The following is a 17653-nucleotide window of genomic DNA, read 5'->3' on the forward strand; positions in this document are numbered from 1 at the left end:
GCGGCCTCTTTCATGACGGCCCCTCCCCGTCATCAGGTTCCAACGGGAACAAAAAGGGGTTGATATCAGGTCATTTGACTATAGCGTGCGCCCCTTCGACTCGAATTTTCCGGGATATCAGGAAGTATGGGAAGCCTAGTTCTGCTCGATCTGATGGGGGGCGTCGCGCTCCTGCTGTGGGGCCTGCACATGGTCCACAGCGGGATTCTGCGGGCTTTCGGGCCGGATTTGCGGCTGTTGCTGGCGAGAGCGCTGAACAACCGGTTCAGCGCCCTTGGCGCCGGCCTTGGTCTGACCGCTCTCCTGCAGAGCTCGACCGCCACCGCCCTGATCACCAGTTCCTTCGCCGCCGAGGAAATCGTCAGCCTGGTGCCGGCGCTCGCGATCATGCTCGGCGCCAATATCGGCACCACGCTGATCGTGCAGGTGCTGTCGTTCAATGTTGCCGCTGTTGCGCCGGTTCTATTCATCACCGGCCTGGTCGCGTTCCGCAGCGGGCCGCGCTCCCGGATCAAGGATCTCGGCCGCGTCTCGATCGGCCTCGGCCTGATGCTGCTGGCGCTGCACATCCTGCTCGACACGATGGCGCCGGCCGAGAACGCGCCCAGCGTGCGCGTGTTCCTGGGCGCGATCACCGGCGATCCCGTGCTCTGCATCTTCATCGGCGCGGTCGTCACCTGGCTGGTCCATTCCAGCGTCGCCAGCGTGCTGCTGGTGATGTCGCTGGCCTATTCCCAGTTCATCTCGCCATACGCGGCGTTTGCGCTCGTGCTCGGCGCCAATCTCGGCAGCGCCATCAATCCGTTGATGGAGGGCGCGCGGCGCGACAATCCGGCGAGCTACCGCCTGCCGGTCGGCAACCTCGTCAACCGCATTGTGGGCATCCTGCTGGTGGCACCGTTCCTGCGCCCGATCACCGAGTATATTCATGCCTGGCAGCCCGATCTCGCCAAGGCGACCGCGCTGTTCCACATTGCCTTCAACGTTGCGACCGCGCTGCTGTTCATCGGCGTGCTCGACCACATGGCGCGGCTGCTCGAGCGGCTGTTGCCGAAGCGGGCGCAGGAGACCGATCCGTCACGGCCGCGCTATCTCGACGAGAGCGCGCTGGAGACGCCCTCGCTCGCGCTGGCCGATGCCGCGCGGGAGGTGCTGCATATGGGCGACCACACCGAGGCCATGCTGCGCAAAGTGATGGCGGCGATGATGACCAACGATCGCGCCCTGGTCGACCAGGTGTCGAAGATGGACAACACCGTCGACCGGCTCAACGAGGCGATCAAGCTTTACGTCACGAAACTCACCCGCGGCAGCCTGGACGAGCGCGAAGGCCAGCGCGCCATGGAGATCGTCTCCTTTGCGATCAATCTCGAGCATATCGGCGACATCATCGACAAGAATCTGAGCGAGCTCGCGACCAAGAAGATCAAGCACCGCCTGCAATTCTCCGCTGAAGGCGCCGAGGAATTGTCGGCGTTCCACAAGCGCACGATCGACTCGCTGCGGATCGCGTTCGGCGTGTTCATGTCGGGCGACGCCAACGAGGCGCGCAAGCTGCTCAGCGAGAAGGCAGCGCTGCGCGCGGCCGAACTGACCGCTGTCGAGCGGCATCTGGTGCGCCTGCGCGAAGGCCGGCCCGAGACCATCGAGACCACGTCGCTGCATCTCGACGTGCTGCGCGACCTTCGCCGCATCCATTCGCATATCTGCTCGGTCGCCTACCCCGTGCTCGACGCCGCCGGCGAGACCGCTGCCGATCGCGAGAGCGCGGTTGATCCGGCCGAACTTCCGGCACCCGGGCGGCTCTGATCAAACGAAGGCGCGCCGGAGCAGCACCGCGTGCTACGATCTCCGCTACGTCGGCGGCCGGTGTTCGGAACCGGGATGCCGCTGTGGAAACGCGGAGGCGGCAGCGAGCTGGTCGATGCTGTCGCGTTGGCGATCGAACGCGCCAAGGAGATCGCCTTGCAGCAGCCGGCCGCCTGACAATCTCATCCGAAGCGGATCGACTTTGCGGCCGTTGATCCGCACCTCATAATAGAGATGCGGTCCGGTCGAGAGCCCGGTCGATCCGACATAGGCAATCGTCTCGCCCTGGCGAACCCGGTCGCCGATCTTCAGCCCGGCCGGGAAGCTCGCGACGTGGGCATAGGTCGTCTCATAGCCGCGATCGTGCAGCACACGGATATATTTCCCGTACCCGCGTTCGTACCCTTCGGTCTCGACGACGCCGGCGCCCGCGGCCGCAATCGGCGAACCATAGGGCGCGGCATAGTCGACGCCCTCATGGAAGCGGCGGTCGCCCAGGATCGGATGAGTACGCCAGCCAAAACCGTCGCCGAGGCGCCCGCTCACGACCGGCTTGCGCAACAGGAATTTGGTGATGGACTGGCCAGCCTCATCGTAGAAATCGGAGCTGCCGTCGTCCGGCGCCGTGAAGCGGTAGTAGCGGTGCGTCTGCCCGCCCGCGGTCAGGTCAATGAAGACCAGCTCCGGTTGGCCAATTTCGTTGGAGGCATACATGATCTCAGCCACATCGGCGTCGCCGAGTGGCTCATCGAGGTCGAAATCGCGGCCACACAGGCGCATCAGCTCGGCAACGATCCCCTCATCGACGTGATTGGAGCGTGCAAGCGCATTGAGACCATCACGTAGCGTTTCACCGGGGACGGCATGCGTGTCGATCGACTCACGCAGCAAGCTCTCGCTCCGGAGGGGGATATCCGGCTGTTCCGGCACGATCGCCTGGTACTGGCCGCTATCGGCGCGACCGACGGCGGACACACTGGCGTCCGTCCGTTCGATCGACACTTTCGCGACATGACCAAGTGCCGAACCGGCCTCTCCGTCTTGTTCCACGATCGTGATTTTCTCGCCACCCGACAGCGCCTCCTGGCCGCCGGCCGACGGGAAAGCGGCAAGGATCGCCGGCACGTCCGCAGCAACGGCAGTTAACGCCCGCAGAATGGCCGACAGCGTGTCACCGCTTCTGGCGATAATGACGTGTCGGTGGTGACGAGACGGCGAAGGAGATTTGGGAAGGCTGGTGACGTTGATCGCCTCACCTGTCGGCGACGGCGGACGCGGCGCGTCTTCATCGTCTGCGTAGGCGCTGGTGCCGCCAGGCAGCCCACCGCGCGATGGACCTGCTCGCATGATCGATGGCAACTCCGGCAGCAGCGAACTCGCTCGCTGGTCGTCCTTGCCATATCCCGGTGCTTCGCGACGATGGTCCTGTTGTGGTTCGGGATCGATCTCCGCGAGTCGCGCTGACACGCGGGTAAATCGACGGACCGAACCGGCATCGCTCAACTGCTCGATCCTAAGCGCAGAGGGATTGCCTTGCGCGCCGGGCCTGCGATCCAGACGGTCGCCGCGCCGCGCCTCGTCAACCACCTGCCCTGTGAAGCGCGGAAGTGGCACGACCGGCGATACTGCGAATCGCATGTGATCGCCGAATGCTCCGCGAAGCGCGCCAACAAGGAGCGCGACAGCAGCGGCGCCAATCAGAACCGTCCCCGCCATCCAGCGGAGACTGACCGCGCGCCGGTCCGGCGGCTCGCCTTCGCCGGTCAGCGGCGGCTCGTCAAGCGATGGGATATTGCGGACGCTCGATCGATGACTACCCGCTTTGGTCGCTTCGCCACGGCCGGTCATCAACGCCCCTCATCCCCTTGGCGCACGATCTCGGAATGCCGTCACGCCCGCGGCAAGCCGTAGATGCCATACGCCTTGGGGCGATTGTTTGACCTTCGTTCAGGTGCGGTCCAATTATTGCCGAGCCGGGCCGACGCTGCATCTGTCGAGACTCGGGAGGAGGCTCAGCATACCGCTCGCCGCGCCGACAGCCGCAGGGATCAGCGCTCAAGCGTCCTCGACGCGGAGCCCCGGCTCTTCACGATCAGCATGATGTTGCGGATGTAGATCAGCGTGGCAAGGCCTTGCCCGATGATGATGACGGGTTCGCGCTTGGCGAGCCCGTAGATCAGCGTCATCAGACCGCCGCCCATCGAGAAGAACCAGAACGCCATCGGCACCACGCTCTGGCCGGCGCGCTCGCTGGAAATCCACTGCACCAGGAAGCGCGCGGTGAAGAGCAATTGCGCGACGAGGCCGAACGCCAGCCAGAAGTCGAACTTGGCGACGAACACGTCGTAGAAATAGGCGCTCAGCGCCTGGCCGTACTGAATCAGCATCACTTCACCTTGGTCACGACCGGCACTTCTGCGACGCCCGTCACTTCGGTGACATCAGGCACTTCGGTGACGACCGGTGTCGGCTTCTTGCGGCGGATCAGCCACCATACGCCGGCGAGATCCATGATCCCGATCCAGAGCCGGTCGAAGAATCCGTAATTCGACACGCCGGAATGCCGCGGGCGATCGACGACGTCGACATAGGCAATCGTGAGCCCCTCGCGGCGGACCAGCGCCGGCAGGAAACGATGCAGCCCGTCGAAATAGGGCATTGCCAGGAACACCTCGCGTGGAAACGCCTTCAGTCCGCAGCCGGTGTCGCGGGTGCCGTCACGCAGGATGACGCTGCGCACGTTATTGGCGATGCGCGATTGCAGTTTCTTGAAGCCGGTGTCCTTGCGCCCGACGCGCTGGCCTGCGGCAAGCCCGACGCGGCCATTGCCGCTCGCGATCGCCGCGATCAGGTCCGGCAGGAATGCGGGGTCGTTCTGGCCGTCGCCATCGAGCGTCGCCACGATCGCACCGCGCGCGGCACGAACGCCGCTGCGCACGGCGGCGGACTGGCCCGACGAGACGGCGTGGCGGAGCTGCCGCAGATTGGGCCGCTGCGCCATGATCGCGCTCAGACGTTCGCCGGTGGCATCGGTCGAGCCGTCATTGACGTAGACGATCTCGTAAGCCCAGCGCCCGTCGAGCGCGGCCGCGATCTCGGCGATCAACGGCGCGATATTGTCCGCCTCGTTGCGCACAGGCACGACGATGGAAACGGCGACCGGCATCTGGTCGGGAGCAGGCAAATCGGCACTCGTGGTTGGTGTTATCAGCGATGGAACCAGCCCGATCCGGCCGTCGGGCGACCGCTTTTATGGGGCGAAGGCGCTCCTCGCAACCCTTTTGAGGCGCCCTTCCGAAGGCCCGGACAGGGCCACAACGGTGCCATCGTGATGAATGGCGAAACCAAGGCGGCGGGCAGCGAACCAGTAGCGCACGGCCATCGCGCCGATCACGCCGACCAGCGCGCCGGCCACCACGTCGCTCGGATGATGGGCCAGCAACACCAGCCGGGTCGCGGCGATGATCAGCGCATAGACCAGCATCGCAAGCCTCGCACCCGGCCACACCGCTGACACGGCAAAGGCCAGCGCGAATGCAGTGATCGAATGTCCCGACGGAAAGCTCGCATAGGCCTCGGTGCCGGCGAAGTGCTGGAAGTTGAAGGCATTGGCCTTGCCGCCGACAAACGGCCGCCCGCGGCCGACGATCCACTTGATCACTTCCCCGAGCGCCACCGACAGCGCGACGGACAGCAACAAATATTGCAGCCTCGTCCCGAGGCCGAGCAGGGTCGCGCGCGGCACGCCGCGCAGCGCCGGCGCTGCCAATGCGACCACAACCAGCAGCAGGCCGAGCGCGCACAGCACATATTCGTCCTTGCCGAAATCAGTCAGGATTCGCACCCACCAGAGGCCCGGCGTACCGCGCGGGGGCATCGCGCTGATTTCGGCGACGTCCAACGCGTACATCAGCGTGATGATGGCAGCGCCAAGGATGACGACGAGCAGGAGCACGTGGCGCGCCGAGCGCCGCGCCGCCTCGGCCCGGCGCGAATGCGACGGCGCGCGCACCAGTTGGGCAAGCGACAGCCAGACCAGCGTCAGCAATCGTCCGAAATAATTGGCGGATTCCAGCGTGGCTGGCGGCGCCGGCATATCACTCCGTCCCTTCGGAACGGAAGATCGCGATCGAGACCGCCTTGCCCTGTGAGATGTTGTAGCCCTCGACGCGTACCGGCGCGTTGTAGCGCAGGCCGATCGCCTCGGCGCGCTGCACGAAGGACCGCTCCGAGCGCTGCTCGACCAGCGCGAAGCGGCAGGAGCCCTGCCCCAGGAAATCGGCAGCGCCCGATCCGTCGGTGAGCAGCGTCGAGGTATCGGTCATGAACACCAGGCTCGGCTCGTGGAAGCCTGCGGCCGCCGCCTTCGGACCGACGCAGGTCACATTGCGCAAGGCGCGCGCGACCTCCTGGCTCGGAAACACGGTGGTGAGCCGCGGCAGCACCACACCATAGGTGCCGGCCGCCATCAGCGCTGCGGCGATCACCGCATTGAGCAGCGAGCGCTCGGCACGGCTGTCCTCGAACATCCACCAGGCGATCAGGCCGAACACCATCGCGACGGCGAACAGGGGCCAGGCCGGAAACACCGGCTGATGGATCGCCTTGATGGCGCCGACGATCACCAGCACCGAGGCGCAGGCGGGGATCGCGAACCACCAGGCGGCGCCGCGCAGCAGCCAGGAGGAGCGCGACAGCACGCGCCGCTCCAGCGCGCCCACGGTCAGGATCGCGATCGCCGGATAAAGCGGCAGCACGTAATGCGGCAGCTTGGTCAGCACGGCCTCGAACACGATCCAGGACGGGATCAACCAGGCCAGCAGAAATTGCGCGCCGGGCTCGCGCCGAGCGCGCCAGATCGCCGGCGCCGCCATGCCGGCGAGCGGCGCGCCGGGCCAGAACGTGATCCAGAAAAGCAGCAGATAGACCCCGGGTGGCGCGCCGTGGGATTCCTGCGCGCCAAGCTTGCTCAGCATGTCGCCGCCGACCGAGTCGGCAAAGAAGGTCTCACCGGCGCGCAGGAAGATCAAAACGAACCATGGCAGCACCAGCACCAGGGTCCACATCAGGCCCCAGACCGGGCGCATGCGCCAGAACCACGCCGCCGATCGATCGAGTATAGCGAGCGCGGCCATCGCGAGGCCAACGAACATCAGGATCAGTGGCCCCTTGAGCAGGATGCCGACCGCCAGCGCCGTCCAGAAGATCGCAGGCGGCCCCCATGACGGACGCGCCGGATCCTCGCCGCGCTGCCAGGACAGATAGACCCGCGCCATCGCGCCCATCGCGGCGGTGACCGTCAAGAGCAGCATCGCGTCGGTCTTGGCAAGCCGTGCCTCGACCCCGAGCAGCACGCAACTTGCCATCATCAAGGCGGCCAGCGCCGCCCCCTGTCGCGTCACGAAGGCGAGTGCCGTCCAATAGGTCAGCAACACCGCGCCGATCGCGCCGATCAGCGACGGCAGGCGATAGACCCAGATGCGGACCTGAGCGCGCGGCACCCCGAGCGCGGAAATCGTCTTCAGTGCCGCCGCCTGCATCCAGTAGATGCCGACCGGCTTCTTGTAACGGACGTCGTCCTGGAAGCGGATATCGACGAAATCGCCGCTCTCGACCATTTGCTTGGTCGCCTGGGCAAAGCGCACCTCGTCGCGGTCGATCGGCGGGATGGTGAAGAGGCCCGGCAGGAACAACACCAGGCAGGTCAGCGTCAGGAACAGGATCGAACGCCATTGGCTGGCCGTTGCGAACTCGAACGCCATGAACAGCCTGCGGCTCGAATGCGCAGGTTTTACAGACTGTTGCCCTGCTCCGAAGCGCCGGGGTTGGAGGCTATCCACCATGGGTTTCGCATACGATGAAACCGCAGCGCAAACAACCGTGCAGTTCCGCTTTCCCTCGCGATCATTGCACGCGGATCACACATCATTGCACGCGGATTACAACGGTATCTGCTGCCCCCGTGGCGTCGATCACCGTGAGCCGCGCGAAGCCCGGTCCGGGCGGGTCGATCAGGCGCTGGCGCCGGCTGTCGATGTCCCCGGCTGAGACACCATTGACGAGCACGGTCAGAGGCAGCACACCGCCGGCGACCTTGACCGGCATCGGCGCATTACCGCCGCTTTCGGAACGTTCGACGTCGATGCGTGAACCGTTCAGCGGAAACTGGATGTGCGGCGCCTGGTCATTGCCGCTGCGGATCAGTTCGCCGAGCGGCCGGAATCGGCGCAGCGGCGGCGGTAATTTCGCGTTGGAGGCGACCAGCACGCCGCGCGGCGGCTTCGGCAAGGCCGCCGGGATCTTGCCGGTGCGCGCAAAGGCATCGAACAGGATCGGCGCGGCAGCGGTGCGGCCCACCAGTCCCGGCACCGGCGCGCCGTCGGGGCGGCCAACCCAGACGCCGATCGTGATGCGGCCGTCGAAGCCGACCGACCAGGCGTCGCGATAGCCGTAGCTGGTGCCGGTCTTGAAAGCGATCCGGTTGTGCACGCCATTCTCCGGCGGCGGCGTGCCGAGCAGGACATTGCCGACCTGCCAGGCCGCAGCCTGGTCCATCAGCCGCATCGTGTCACGGCTATCGCTCGCCTGCATGATCTCGCGCAGCGGTTTTGTCGCACCGAGCCGCGCCAGGCCAGAGTAGAGCTGGGCGAGATCCTGCAGCGTGATGCCGACGCCGCCGAGCCCCATCGCAAGCCCCGGCGCCTCGTCCTTCGGCAGCACCAGACTGGTGCCGGCCTGCTTCAGCCGTGACGACAGCCGGCTCGCGCCGACCCGGTCGAGCAGCGCGATCGCCGGCACGTTCAGCGACAATTGCAGCGCCTTGCGGATCGGCACCGTGCCCTGGAACGTCATATCGAAATTTTCCGGCGCGTAGGAGCCGAAGCGGATCGGCCGATCCTCGATCAGGCTGTCGGGATGGACAAAACCATCCTCGAAGGCGAGGCCATAAATGAAGGGCTTCAAGGTCGAGCCCGGCGAGCGCACCGCGCGCGTCATGTCGACCTGCCCGGCCCGCCGCTCGTCGAAATAATCCGCCGAGCCGACGCGCGCGAGCACGTCGCCCGTTTCATTGTCGACCACGATGATCGCGACCGAGACGTCAGGCCCCTGCGCGATGGCGCGGTCGCGCGCCAGCGCCTCCAGGTTTCGTTGCAGCGTGGCATCCAGCGTCAGCTTGATGACGGGCGTATCCTTCATCGTCGCGATCGCCTGATCGGACGAGTGCGGCGCCAGGATCGGTATCTGCTTGCGCATCTTCGGCACTGCCGTCGCCCTGGCCTGCGCGGCGTCCTCCTTCGACACCACGCCATCCTCGACCATGCGGTCCAGGACGCGGTCGCGCGCGGCATGGGCGGCTTCGGGGAAACGGTCGAGCCGCCGCCGCTCCGGCGATTGCGGCAGCGCCACCAGCAGCGCGGCTTCGGCAAGCGAGAGCCGTTTCGGCTCCTTGCCGAAATAGGCGATCGAGGCGGCTCGCACGCCCTCGAGATTGCCGCCGAACGGCGCCAGCGCGAGATAAAGATCGAGGATCTGGTCTTTCGAGAGCTGTCGCTCCAGTTCGACCGCGCGCACCATCTGCCGCAGTTTTGCGTAGACCGAGCGCTGGTGCCGCGGCTCGATCAGCCGTGCCAGCTGCATCGTGATGGTCGAGCCGCCGGAGACGATATGACCGCGGGTGAGAAGCTGGAATCCGGCGCGCGACAGCGCCAGCGGATCGACGCCGTGGTGCTCGTAGAAGCGCTTGTCCTCATAGGCGAACAACAGCTTCAGATAAGTCGGATCGACCGACGTCTTCGCGTCGACCGGCAGCCGCCAGCGCCCGTCCGCCATCGCATAGGCACGGAGCAGTTTTCCATTTCGATCGACGACCGTGGTCGAGACCTGCTGCGCCTGCGTGAGGGGCAGCGGCCCGAGCGAGATGACCCAGGCGGCGAAGGCGCCGGTGATCGCGATGAGCACAACGGCCATCGCGGCAAAGAGGCGCAGCGCCAACCACCCATCACACTTGTCATGCCCGGGCTTGACCCGGGCATCCACGTCTCTCTTGCCAGCGGACGCGTCCGTGGATGGCCGGGTCAAGCCCGGCCATGACGAGAAGAGTTTTGGACGCGCGTCCTTACTCATTCCGCGATCACTCATTTCGCTGGCTTGACCTCAACCGCACCGGTGCCGCTACGGCCGTAGCGCGAGGGGTTGTACATGTCCTCGACATAGGCCTGCGGCAGCACATATTTGCCCGGCGACACCGCGCGTACCACATAGGCGACCGTGAACACCGACTTGTCGTTTGCGCCCCGGTCGATTGCCGCGGTGAAGCGGTCATCGCGGAACTCGGTGTTCTTCGGCTCGACGCCGTCCTCGATCCACTCGAGCGTACCGGAATCACCCGATGACACCAGGTTCGGATTGTCGATCTCGAGCCCGGCCGGCAGATAATCGGCCACCATGATGTGGCCGAACTCCGGCTTGGCTTCCGTCACCTTCAGCACAACTGCGAAGCGGTCGTTCTGCTTCGCCTTGGTGACGTCGGCCGGCTTGCCGGCGAGCGTGTAGTAGGCACGTTCGATCTTGAAGCCGTTGGAAGCCGCCGGCTCCGGCGTGACCGGCGAGCCCGACACCGAGACCACCGCCTGCACCGGCGCGTCGCCGGTGTTGGTGATCCGGAGCGGCTGGCCCGTCATCTCCTCGGCCTTGTAGCTGCGATAGACCGCGGTCTTGACCGGCTGGCCATTGATGTCGAGCGCCAGCGTTTCCTTGGCGAGCGCGCGCGCCGCCAACACCATCCACGCATTCTCCTGCGTCGACGTGTAGGGCGACAGACCCCGCGCCGCTTCGACCCGCAGCACGGCCTGGGTCAGCGTGGTGCGCGGCGCATTGCCCTCGCCCGCAAGCGAGACCAGCGCAGCCGCATCGCGTAGCGCCGAGCCGTAATCGACCCGGCCGAACTCGATCACGGGTTTGGGGTTCAGCGCATCGAGCGCCGCGCCATAGACCCGCTCGGCCCTCGCCTTGTCGCCGACCAGCGCCAGCGCCGCCGCCAGCTGCGCCTTGGAGATCGGCGTCGCCAGATTGTTCAGCTTGGTGTCGGCGAGATAGCGCAGATCACCGATCGGCGCCGCGCCATTGCGCGCGAGCACGTAGAGGCCGTAGGCCAGGTCGCGGCCGCCGTCCTTCTCCGGCTCGTTGGCATTGACCACCGAGTTCCTGACGCGGTCGAGCGCGCTCTTGAACAGCACGTCAGGCACCGCAAAGCCCTTCTCCCGGGCCCGGGTCAGGAAGTCCGTGACATAGGCGTCGAGCCAGGCGTCGTCGCCGCCCGCCGACCACAGGCCGAACGAGCCGTTGGAGCCCTGTCGCGCCAGGAGACGCTCGATCGCGTCGCGGATGCGCTGGTCGACCGCGGTGTCCATCGCAAGATGGGCGCCGGCGGCGAGATCGTTGACATAGAGCAGCGGCAGCGCGCGGCTCGTGATCTGCTCGGAGCAGCCATAGGGGTAGCGGTCGAGCGCCTTCAGGATGCTGGCAGCATCGAGCGCGGTTGACAGGCTCGCCGAGATCGAGACGCTGCCGGTACCCGGGACGAGATCGGAGAACATGTCCGAGGTCAGCGTCAGGCTCTCGCCCTTCGCCAGTGTGCGGATCGAGCGCCGCGCCAGCACCTGGGTCGCCGGCTTGACGTCGAGTGCATAGTGACGCACCAGCGTCAGCCCGTTCGGCCCCGAAATGTCGACGTCGAAATCGGCACGTCCCGCGCCGCCGGCCTCGAGGCCGAGCGACAGCGAACTGCGCTGCTTGGCGGCGAGCTTCACCTTCGTGTTCGGATTGCCCGAGGCCTTGATCGGACCGCTCGCCTTGACGCTGATCGCGTAGTCGCCGGCGGCGCCTTCGACATTGTCGATATCCATGCTGATGGTGCCCTTGTCACCGGTCAGCAGGAAGCGCGGCAAGGTCGCGGTCAGCACCACGGGATCGCGCACGATCACATCAACATTGGCGCGGCCGAGTTTGGTGGCGCTCCACGCCACCGCCATCACCCGCGCGGTGCCGGCAAATTCGGGGATGTCGAAGCTCACTTCGGCAGTCCCATCAGGGCCGACCGTGACGATGCCGGAATACAGCGCCAGCGGCTTCTGCGTCGGCGGCGAGCCCTGCAGCTCGGCACCGGCGGCGTCGCCGCCGCTGCGGATCTGGCCGCGGGTGCCCTGCATACCGTCGATCAGCTGGCCATAGAGGTCGCGGATCTCGGCGGTCAGACGGCGCTGGCCGAGATAGTAGTCGTCCGGCGCCGGCGGCTTGTAATTGGTCAAATTGAGAATGCCGACATCGACCGCGGCCAGCACCACCCTGGCGTCCTCGCCGGGATTGAGCCCGCCGAGCTTGACCGGGATCTTCAACGTCGAGCCGGGCCGCACCAATGCGGGCGGCGACAGCTCGACGGCAAGCGTGCGCGTCTTCTTGTCGATGCCGAACCACTTCAGCCCGATCGCGCGGCCCGGCATGCGCCCGGCGGCGGCATCGAGCGGACGGCGCAGCGTCGTCATCACATACGCACCGGTGCCCCAGTCCTTGCCGACCGGGAGCTTGACCTGCTGGGTGCCTTCCTTGACGTCGACGCTCTGGGTCGTCAGCAGGCGGTCGCCGAGCACATAGACGGTGAGCTTGCCCGAGGTGCGCGCGTTGACCGACACGGTCAGGGTATCGCCGGATTGATATTCCGGCTTGTCGATCGAGGTTTCGAGCAGGTCGGGCGTGTCGGCGCTGCCGTCGGAATACCAGCCGACGTCGAACTGCACCGAGGTCACGGGACCGTCGGCGTCGGTCGATTTCACGTCGAGCCGGTAGCGGCCCGGCTGCGGCTGGAAGCTCAGGCGCATCGGCTTGTCGGCCGCGAGGTTGACGTCGCCATCGGCAACGCGGCGGGTCGACTTGACCGGCTCATAGTTCCAGGACGAGTTCTGCCGGTACCATTGGTAGCGCGACTCCAGCTTCAACAGCTCGTAGCGCAGCCCGTTGCGCGGCAGCTGCTTGCCGTCGGGCGCGACGAACACGACGTCGAACTCGGCCTTGTCGCCCTCGGCGACGCTCTTGTCGCCGAACAGCGGCTTGACGCCGATCAGCGAGGCTACTGGGGCCACCGGCAGCACGATCTTGCGCTCGACCGAGCGGCCGCCGGTCTCCGCCATGCGGACGAAGATCTGAGCCTCCTGCGGCCGGGTCGAGGTCGGCACCTTGTCGAGCTTGACCGGGAAGGTGGCCGCGCCGTTGGCATCGGCCTCCGGCAGGTCCTCGATCGGGGTGCGCTCGTTGCTCGCGGTCTGCTCGTCGTCGACGCCGAACTGGTAGCCGGCATAGCCGGGCCGGCCGGCCGCCGCCGGTGCGACCAGCATGTCGCCTTCGAGCTGCAGGCCCGAAGCCGGCGCGCCATAGAGGAAATGGCCCGAGACCTGAAGTTCCACTGGAACTTCAGCTTTGATCATCTTCTCCTTGCTGGTCAGATCGAATTCGACCCGCTCGGGGATGTAATCCTCGACCATGAAGGTGGTCTCGCCGACCGATGAGCCCTTGGGATCGGTGAAGACGCGGGCCCGCCAAGTGCCGGTAGGCACCGCCGAGTTCAGCGCCACCGCCAGCATGCGGCCGCCGGCACCCTGGTCGGGCAGCACGGCGCGGCGGAATTCGACCCCGTCGGGGCGCTCGATCACCATGGTCAGCGGCGTCCCGGTCAGGGCGTTGCCCTGCCCGTCGCGCATCAACGCGGTCAGGTAGACGGTCTCGTTGGAGCGGTAGACGCCGCGCTCGGCATAGACGAAGGCGTCCGCGCCGGCCGGGATCGCGCGGCCCGCGACGCCGCGGTCGGTGAGGTCGAAGGCGTTGGTCTTCAGGCTCAGGAAGGCGTAGTCGGCCTTCTCGCCCATCACCGTGAGCAGCGCCGGCGACAACCCGCCCTCGCCGCGGGCCAGCCCCTGCTCGAACAGCACATGGCCGGCCGCATCGGTCTTGCGGGTGGCCAGGATCTCGTTGTTGCGGGCAACCAGCTTCACTTCGGCGTTGGCGACCGGCTCGGTCGAGGCCAGCGAGTTGACGAAGACGTGGATACCGTCATTACCGGAGAACGCCGACAGGCCCATGTCCGAGACGATGAACCATTGCGTCGCCAGCGTGCCGTCGTCGTCGGTGCCCGGCCCCTTGGCCGCGGCGGTCATGACATAGACGCCCGGCTGCAGATCGCCGAGCGCCTGGTCGACCGGAAACGCCGTGATGACGTCCTGGTTCAGCGTGGTGGCAGTCGCAAGCTCGCCGGACCAGACCTTGACGCCGCGCTGGTCGCCGAGATCGGAGAGCTGGTAGCGGCTCAGCGTGCCCTGGAAGTCGCTGTCGATCACCGTGTTGATCAGGTTGCGGTCGCCGATCCGGAAGACGTCGACCGTGACTGCCGGCGTGTTGACGCTGACCACCGGGATACCGCGCTGCCCGCTCCGCGGCAGCACATAGGCCCGCCCGGTGAACCGCACGAACGGCTTGCGGTCGCGGACATAGATGTTGAACTCGGCCGATTTCGGCAGGGTCTCCTTGACGGTCGACGGCAGGCCGGCGCGCAGATTGATGTTGTAGCGCTCGCCGTGCTTCAGTCCGTCGACGCAGAGCTGCTGGCCTTCCGCTGACAGCGCCGGCTTGTCGGTGCCGGCCAGTGCGAGGTAGGGCGCGAAGTCGACGCGCTTGGCCAGTTCCTCGGAGAACTGGAAGCAGGCCCGCGGCGAGGCCGCGTCGGAATCGACGGTGTAATCGAGCAGCCGGAAGCCGTGCTCGTCGCGCATCTTCTCATACTGGCCGCGGACATCGGCCACCTCGCGCAGGTCGAGCGACATCCGCAACGCATCCAGCGCCGGGCGCCACAGCTTGCGCTCGGCGAGTGCCTTGCCGAGCACGGCCAGCGCGTCGGCCTCCTCACCCGCATTGCCGGCCCGCTGATAGGCGATGTAGGCGGCCGTGGAGGCGCGCTCCATCAGGAAGGTCTGTTCGCTGGAGCTGGCGGTGCGGATCTGGAACACGGTCCTGGCGAGCCGCAGCCAGTTGGCGCCGTCCTCCGGCGTGGTCGCCGCGATCTGGCCGAGGATCTGCAGCCCTCCGCGGAAATCATTGCGCTTGAAGGCTGAGTCGGCATCAGTGCGCAAGGTCGCGGCCGACTTGTTGACCGCGCCGGCCTCGCTCTTGATCTGGGCCTCCAGCTTGATCGCGGAATCGGCGAGATCGTCGCGCTTGAAGGCCTTGTCCGCGGCCTGGGCGCTCACCAGGCCAAGCACCAGCGCGGCGCAGACTGCGGCGGCACGAACCAATCCGATCATGATGGAGCTCCTGAACGCCCCGCGGTCGAACGCCGCGTTGGGGCCAAAAATGCGCGAAAAGGTGACGGAGTGAAGGCGCTGATATGAACGGACGAAAACGTCGCAGATCGCATTGCCGACATCCTTTGACCAGCCCCGGCGGCAGCTCATGCCGGCTCGGCGGACTGGACAGGCCAACGCAGGGCGGGGACCCCTGCTCCGCTTTGTCGTCCGCCCCCAGAAATCGGTTCGGACGGACTTGGCGGCAAAGCGGATTTTTCATATTGCGGGTGCTACAAGGCGGCCACGGTCCCGTAGCTCAACTGGATAGAGTAGCGGATTTCTACTCCGCGGGTTGCAGGTTCGAATCCTGCCGGGATCGCCAATTATTTCAATGCGATGTGCGTTCTGTTCTCTAAAATCTCGTGTCTCATCGCGTGTTGACGAAACCCCTTTAGTTTCGGGCTTTCCCGTTTAGTCCCGCTGAGTCGATAGTACACGGATCGTACACCGCGCTTCTGCATTTGTTCTCGTCGCCAAAACAAACGGGCCTGCTGGTGGGGCGAGTCTCGTCATGGAGAGTGCTGTCGCTCTCGGCGGTGGCATGCCAAGTAGAGATAAGCGCTGCAGGGTCGCCTACTTACTCCCGGCGGGGGCTTGGGGAACCTGAAAACCGGGAGCCAAACAAACTACGCCCTACATCGCCACGCGTTCCTATGTCCCTTCAGTGCGGAGCGACGCTAGCCATTTCGAGCCGCGACGGCGCTCGCTCATCCCTCGTTCACATTGATCTTCCTACTGTGCGCGACGGTTCAGAATACCCATCAGGAGGAAACCATGAAGCTCAAATTTGCACTGATTGGACTCGCTGCCCTCGGCAGCCTTGCAGCTGTCGGAACCGCGTCAGCGCTACCCGCCGCAACGCCGAATGCTTTCGGCGGCGATAATGCTGTCATCCAAGTCGGGGGCGGTCATGGCCATGGGCATGGATGGGGTCATCACGGCGGTCGCGGGCATCACTACGGCTGGGGCCGTGGCCACCATTATGGTTGGGGACACCATCGCCACTAACCGGTGCCACCTTCGCCAGCTACAAAAATAGAAAGCCCGCCGGGCGTGAACCGGCGGGCCCTTTCAGTTTGACGTTGCTTCAAGCCTGAAGGTGAGAGCCACCCGCGCAGATCATGAACATGCTGAGCGCGGTATGGGGCTTAAACCGCCGTGAGTCATGGTCGACGCTGGCAGGCGTAATGGTCCCCACCGGAGAGGCATCATAGTGGATGCGAACGTCGTTCTCGGGCCCGTAGTAGTCTCGCCATGCCTTCTCCAGTTCGGCGCGATGATGCTCCATCCGGGACTTGGCGTCGGCGAGGGTCAGGACCGGGATCGGCACGGCGGCACCTGCCGCGGTGAAGCCGAGGGCCCGGATCAAGAAATTGCGGCGGGGAGTGATCAGTTGGTGTTCGCTCATGATTGCACCGCCGCGCCCATGCTGTTGAGGGCAGCAACCACGCTTCGGAGCGCCGTCATGTGCCACTCAACCTCTGGGCAAATCTCGTCGTCGATAACATATTGGATCAACGCCGCAGCGCCGGCTGGCGTTGTAGGCTTCATCCGGGAAAGGCGTCCCGCACATTCGTCCTCGGCGTCCGTTACCCGGTCCAGATTCTCGCGCTTCACTACCAACCCCGCGCGCTCATCCCACGCTTCCCCTGCAGCCCAGTTTGCCCGCACGCGGGCCTTGGCGTCGAGATATTCCCGTTCGATGATTGCTGGATCGATCTCTGCCTCGCGCAGCAGCTGTTCGCGTCGATCGTCAATCTCGGACCCGCCGATGTGATAATTACGCCAATGCGTGAGCGGGACAGGTCGCCAACCGTGTTCTTTCGCGGCTTCATACTCAGCGCCGTCCAGCTCGTCGGATAGGTCGCAGCGAAGCGTCTGAAGCCTCCTGTGATCCTCAATCAGTGCGAAGATTGGATCGGCGACGCCGGCTAGCGAAGCCGCTGGCGCCGCTGCGGCCGTAACTGGCGGAATTGCCGCCAGCGCCAAAACGGAGCCCCCGGCGGCCACGCCAGCGGCCCGTGTGAGGAAATGCCGCCGCGTCGTATCGGTGGGCGGCTCGCGGTCAATTGCAGACGTGTTTAGGGGTGGCGTGCTATGCACGCGATCAGCCTGGGTCATTTGGATTCCACTCCTTCGTGGCTCGGGTTAGAGCCGGGGCGGAAGTTGCTACCTTCCCCTCGGCTTGCTCTTGTGCTATCACAACGCCATGATCAAATCAACCAGTGATAACACAAAGCCGCGCTGGAAACGGTCGGCAGTCAAGGGAACGCTCGTTGGCGTTCGCCTGCAGCCCGCGCACTTGAAGGCGCTGGACAAGTGGATAGACCAGCAGAAAGAGCCCTACACGCGGCCCGAGGCCATCCGTCGCATGATTGAAACAATGCTGCACATTCTCTCGAAAGACCCCGGAGAGAAGCCGCCGATCAAGAAGGCCCAGGGAAAATGACCGAGCGTGT

Annotated in this window: 11 protein-coding genes and 1 tRNA gene; 3 read left to right on the forward strand and 9 right to left on the reverse strand. The window is 65.8% G+C overall.

Going from position 1 to position 17653, the window contains the following annotated elements; all coding sequences use genetic code 11:
• Nucleotides 1-126: 126 nt before the first annotated feature.
• The gene (locus tag V5279_RS23785; RefSeq protein ID WP_338688408.1) at nt 127-1809 is read left to right on the forward strand and encodes a Na/Pi cotransporter family protein; all 1683 of its coding nucleotides are present in this window, start codon (nt 127-129) and stop codon (nt 1807-1809) included.
• 45 nt (nt 1810-1854) lie between these two features.
• On the opposite strand, the gene V5279_RS23790 is transcribed toward V5279_RS23785, so the two are convergent.
• From V5279_RS23790 to V5279_RS23820, 7 genes are all read right to left on the reverse strand, one after another.
• The gene (locus V5279_RS23790) at nt 1855-3657 is read right to left on the reverse strand and encodes a M23 family metallopeptidase (protein ID WP_338688410.1); all 1803 of its coding nucleotides are present in this window, start codon (nt 3655-3657) and stop codon (nt 1855-1857) included.
• A 200-nt stretch (nt 3658-3857) separates the two neighbouring features.
• Complete coding sequence (locus V5279_RS23795) at nt 3858-4196, reverse strand: lipid-A-disaccharide synthase N-terminal domain-containing protein (protein WP_166205274.1); 339 nt, start codon at nt 4194-4196, stop codon at nt 3858-3860.
• Nucleotides 4196-4975: a glycosyltransferase family 2 protein gene (locus V5279_RS23800; RefSeq protein ID WP_166306729.1), complete on the reverse strand. Its 780-nt coding sequence runs from the start codon at nt 4973-4975 to the stop codon at nt 4196-4198. The genes V5279_RS23795 and V5279_RS23800 overlap by 1 nt, the downstream gene beginning before the upstream one ends.
• 84 nt (nt 4976-5059) lie before the next feature.
• Nucleotides 5060-5905 (reverse strand): phosphatase PAP2 family protein, encoded by an 846-nt coding sequence (locus V5279_RS23805; RefSeq protein WP_338688414.1) that lies wholly within the window; start codon nt 5903-5905, stop codon nt 5060-5062.
• A gap of 1 nt (nt 5906) precedes the next feature.
• On the reverse strand, nt 5907-7652 hold the full coding sequence (locus tag V5279_RS23810; RefSeq protein WP_338688416.1) for a glycosyltransferase family 39 protein: 1746 nt from the start codon (nt 7650-7652) through the stop codon (nt 5907-5909).
• A gap of 82 nt (nt 7653-7734) precedes the next feature.
• Nucleotides 7735-9948 carry a penicillin-binding protein 1C gene (gene pbpC, locus V5279_RS23815; RefSeq protein WP_338688419.1) on the reverse strand — a complete coding sequence of 738 codons (2214 nt, stop codon included), beginning with the start codon at nt 9946-9948 and terminating at the stop codon, nt 7735-7737.
• Nucleotides 9945-15152, reverse strand: a complete 5208-nt coding sequence (locus V5279_RS23820; RefSeq protein ID WP_338688421.1) for an alpha-2-macroglobulin — start codon at nt 15150-15152, stop codon at nt 9945-9947. Before V5279_RS23820 ends, pbpC begins: the two co-directional genes overlap by 4 nt.
• Nucleotides 15153-15439: 287 nt before the next feature.
• Here V5279_RS23820 and V5279_RS23825 point away from each other — a divergent pair.
• Nucleotides 15440-15516 (forward strand) — tRNA-Arg (locus tag V5279_RS23825).
• A gap of 765 nt (nt 15517-16281) precedes the next feature.
• On the opposite strand, the gene V5279_RS23830 is transcribed toward V5279_RS23825, so the two are convergent.
• Both V5279_RS23830 and V5279_RS23835 read right to left on the reverse strand, forming a co-directional pair.
• Complete coding sequence (locus V5279_RS23830; RefSeq protein ID WP_338688423.1) at nt 16282-16602, reverse strand: hypothetical protein; 321 nt, start codon at nt 16600-16602, stop codon at nt 16282-16284.
• The gene (locus V5279_RS23835; RefSeq protein ID WP_338688426.1) at nt 16599-17315 is read right to left on the reverse strand and encodes a hypothetical protein; all 717 of its coding nucleotides are present in this window, start codon (nt 17313-17315) and stop codon (nt 16599-16601) included. Before V5279_RS23835 ends, V5279_RS23830 begins: the two co-directional genes overlap by 4 nt.
• An 88-nt stretch (nt 17316-17403) precedes the next feature.
• Here V5279_RS23835 and V5279_RS23840 point away from each other — a divergent pair, with 88 nt between their 5' ends.
• Complete coding sequence (locus tag V5279_RS23840; protein ID WP_338688429.1) at nt 17404-17643, forward strand: hypothetical protein; 240 nt, start codon at nt 17404-17406, stop codon at nt 17641-17643.
• The last annotated feature ends 10 nt before the right edge of the window (nt 17644-17653 follow it).

It is taken from the genome of Bradyrhizobium sp. 26S5, from assembly GCF_036923295.1.
Lineage (GTDB): Bacteria > Pseudomonadota > Alphaproteobacteria > Rhizobiales > Xanthobacteraceae > Bradyrhizobium > Bradyrhizobium septentrionale.

Coding starts and splice junctions, on each gene's coding strand:
- V5279_RS23785 (WP_338688408.1), top strand. CDS start 127: ATGGGAAGCCTAGTTCTGCTCGATCTGATGGGGGGCGTCGCGCTCCTG.
- V5279_RS23790 (WP_338688410.1), bottom strand. CDS start 3,657: ATGACCGGCCGTGGCGAAGCGACCAAAGCGGGTAGTCATCGATCGAGC.
- V5279_RS23795 (WP_166205274.1), bottom strand. CDS start 4,196: ATGCTGATTCAGTACGGCCAGGCGCTGAGCGCCTATTTCTACGACGTG.
- V5279_RS23800 (WP_166306729.1), bottom strand. CDS start 4,975: ATGCCGGTCGCCGTTTCCATCGTCGTGCCTGTGCGCAACGAGGCGGAC.
- V5279_RS23805 (WP_338688414.1), bottom strand. CDS start 5,905: ATGCCGGCGCCGCCAGCCACGCTGGAATCCGCCAATTATTTCGGACGA.
- V5279_RS23810 (WP_338688416.1), bottom strand. CDS start 7,652: ATGGTGGATAGCCTCCAACCCCGGCGCTTCGGAGCAGGGCAACAGTCT.
- pbpC (WP_338688419.1), bottom strand. CDS start 9,948: ATGAGTGATCGCGGAATGAGTAAGGACGCGCGTCCAAAACTCTTCTCG.
- V5279_RS23820 (WP_338688421.1), bottom strand. CDS start 15,152: ATGATCGGATTGGTTCGTGCCGCCGCAGTCTGCGCCGCGCTGGTGCTT.
- V5279_RS23830 (WP_338688423.1), bottom strand. CDS start 16,602: ATGAGCGAACACCAACTGATCACTCCCCGCCGCAATTTCTTGATCCGG.
- V5279_RS23835 (WP_338688426.1), bottom strand. CDS start 17,315: ATGACCCAGGCTGATCGCGTGCATAGCACGCCACCCCTAAACACGTCT.
- V5279_RS23840 (WP_338688429.1), top strand. CDS start 17,404: ATGATCAAATCAACCAGTGATAACACAAAGCCGCGCTGGAAACGGTCG.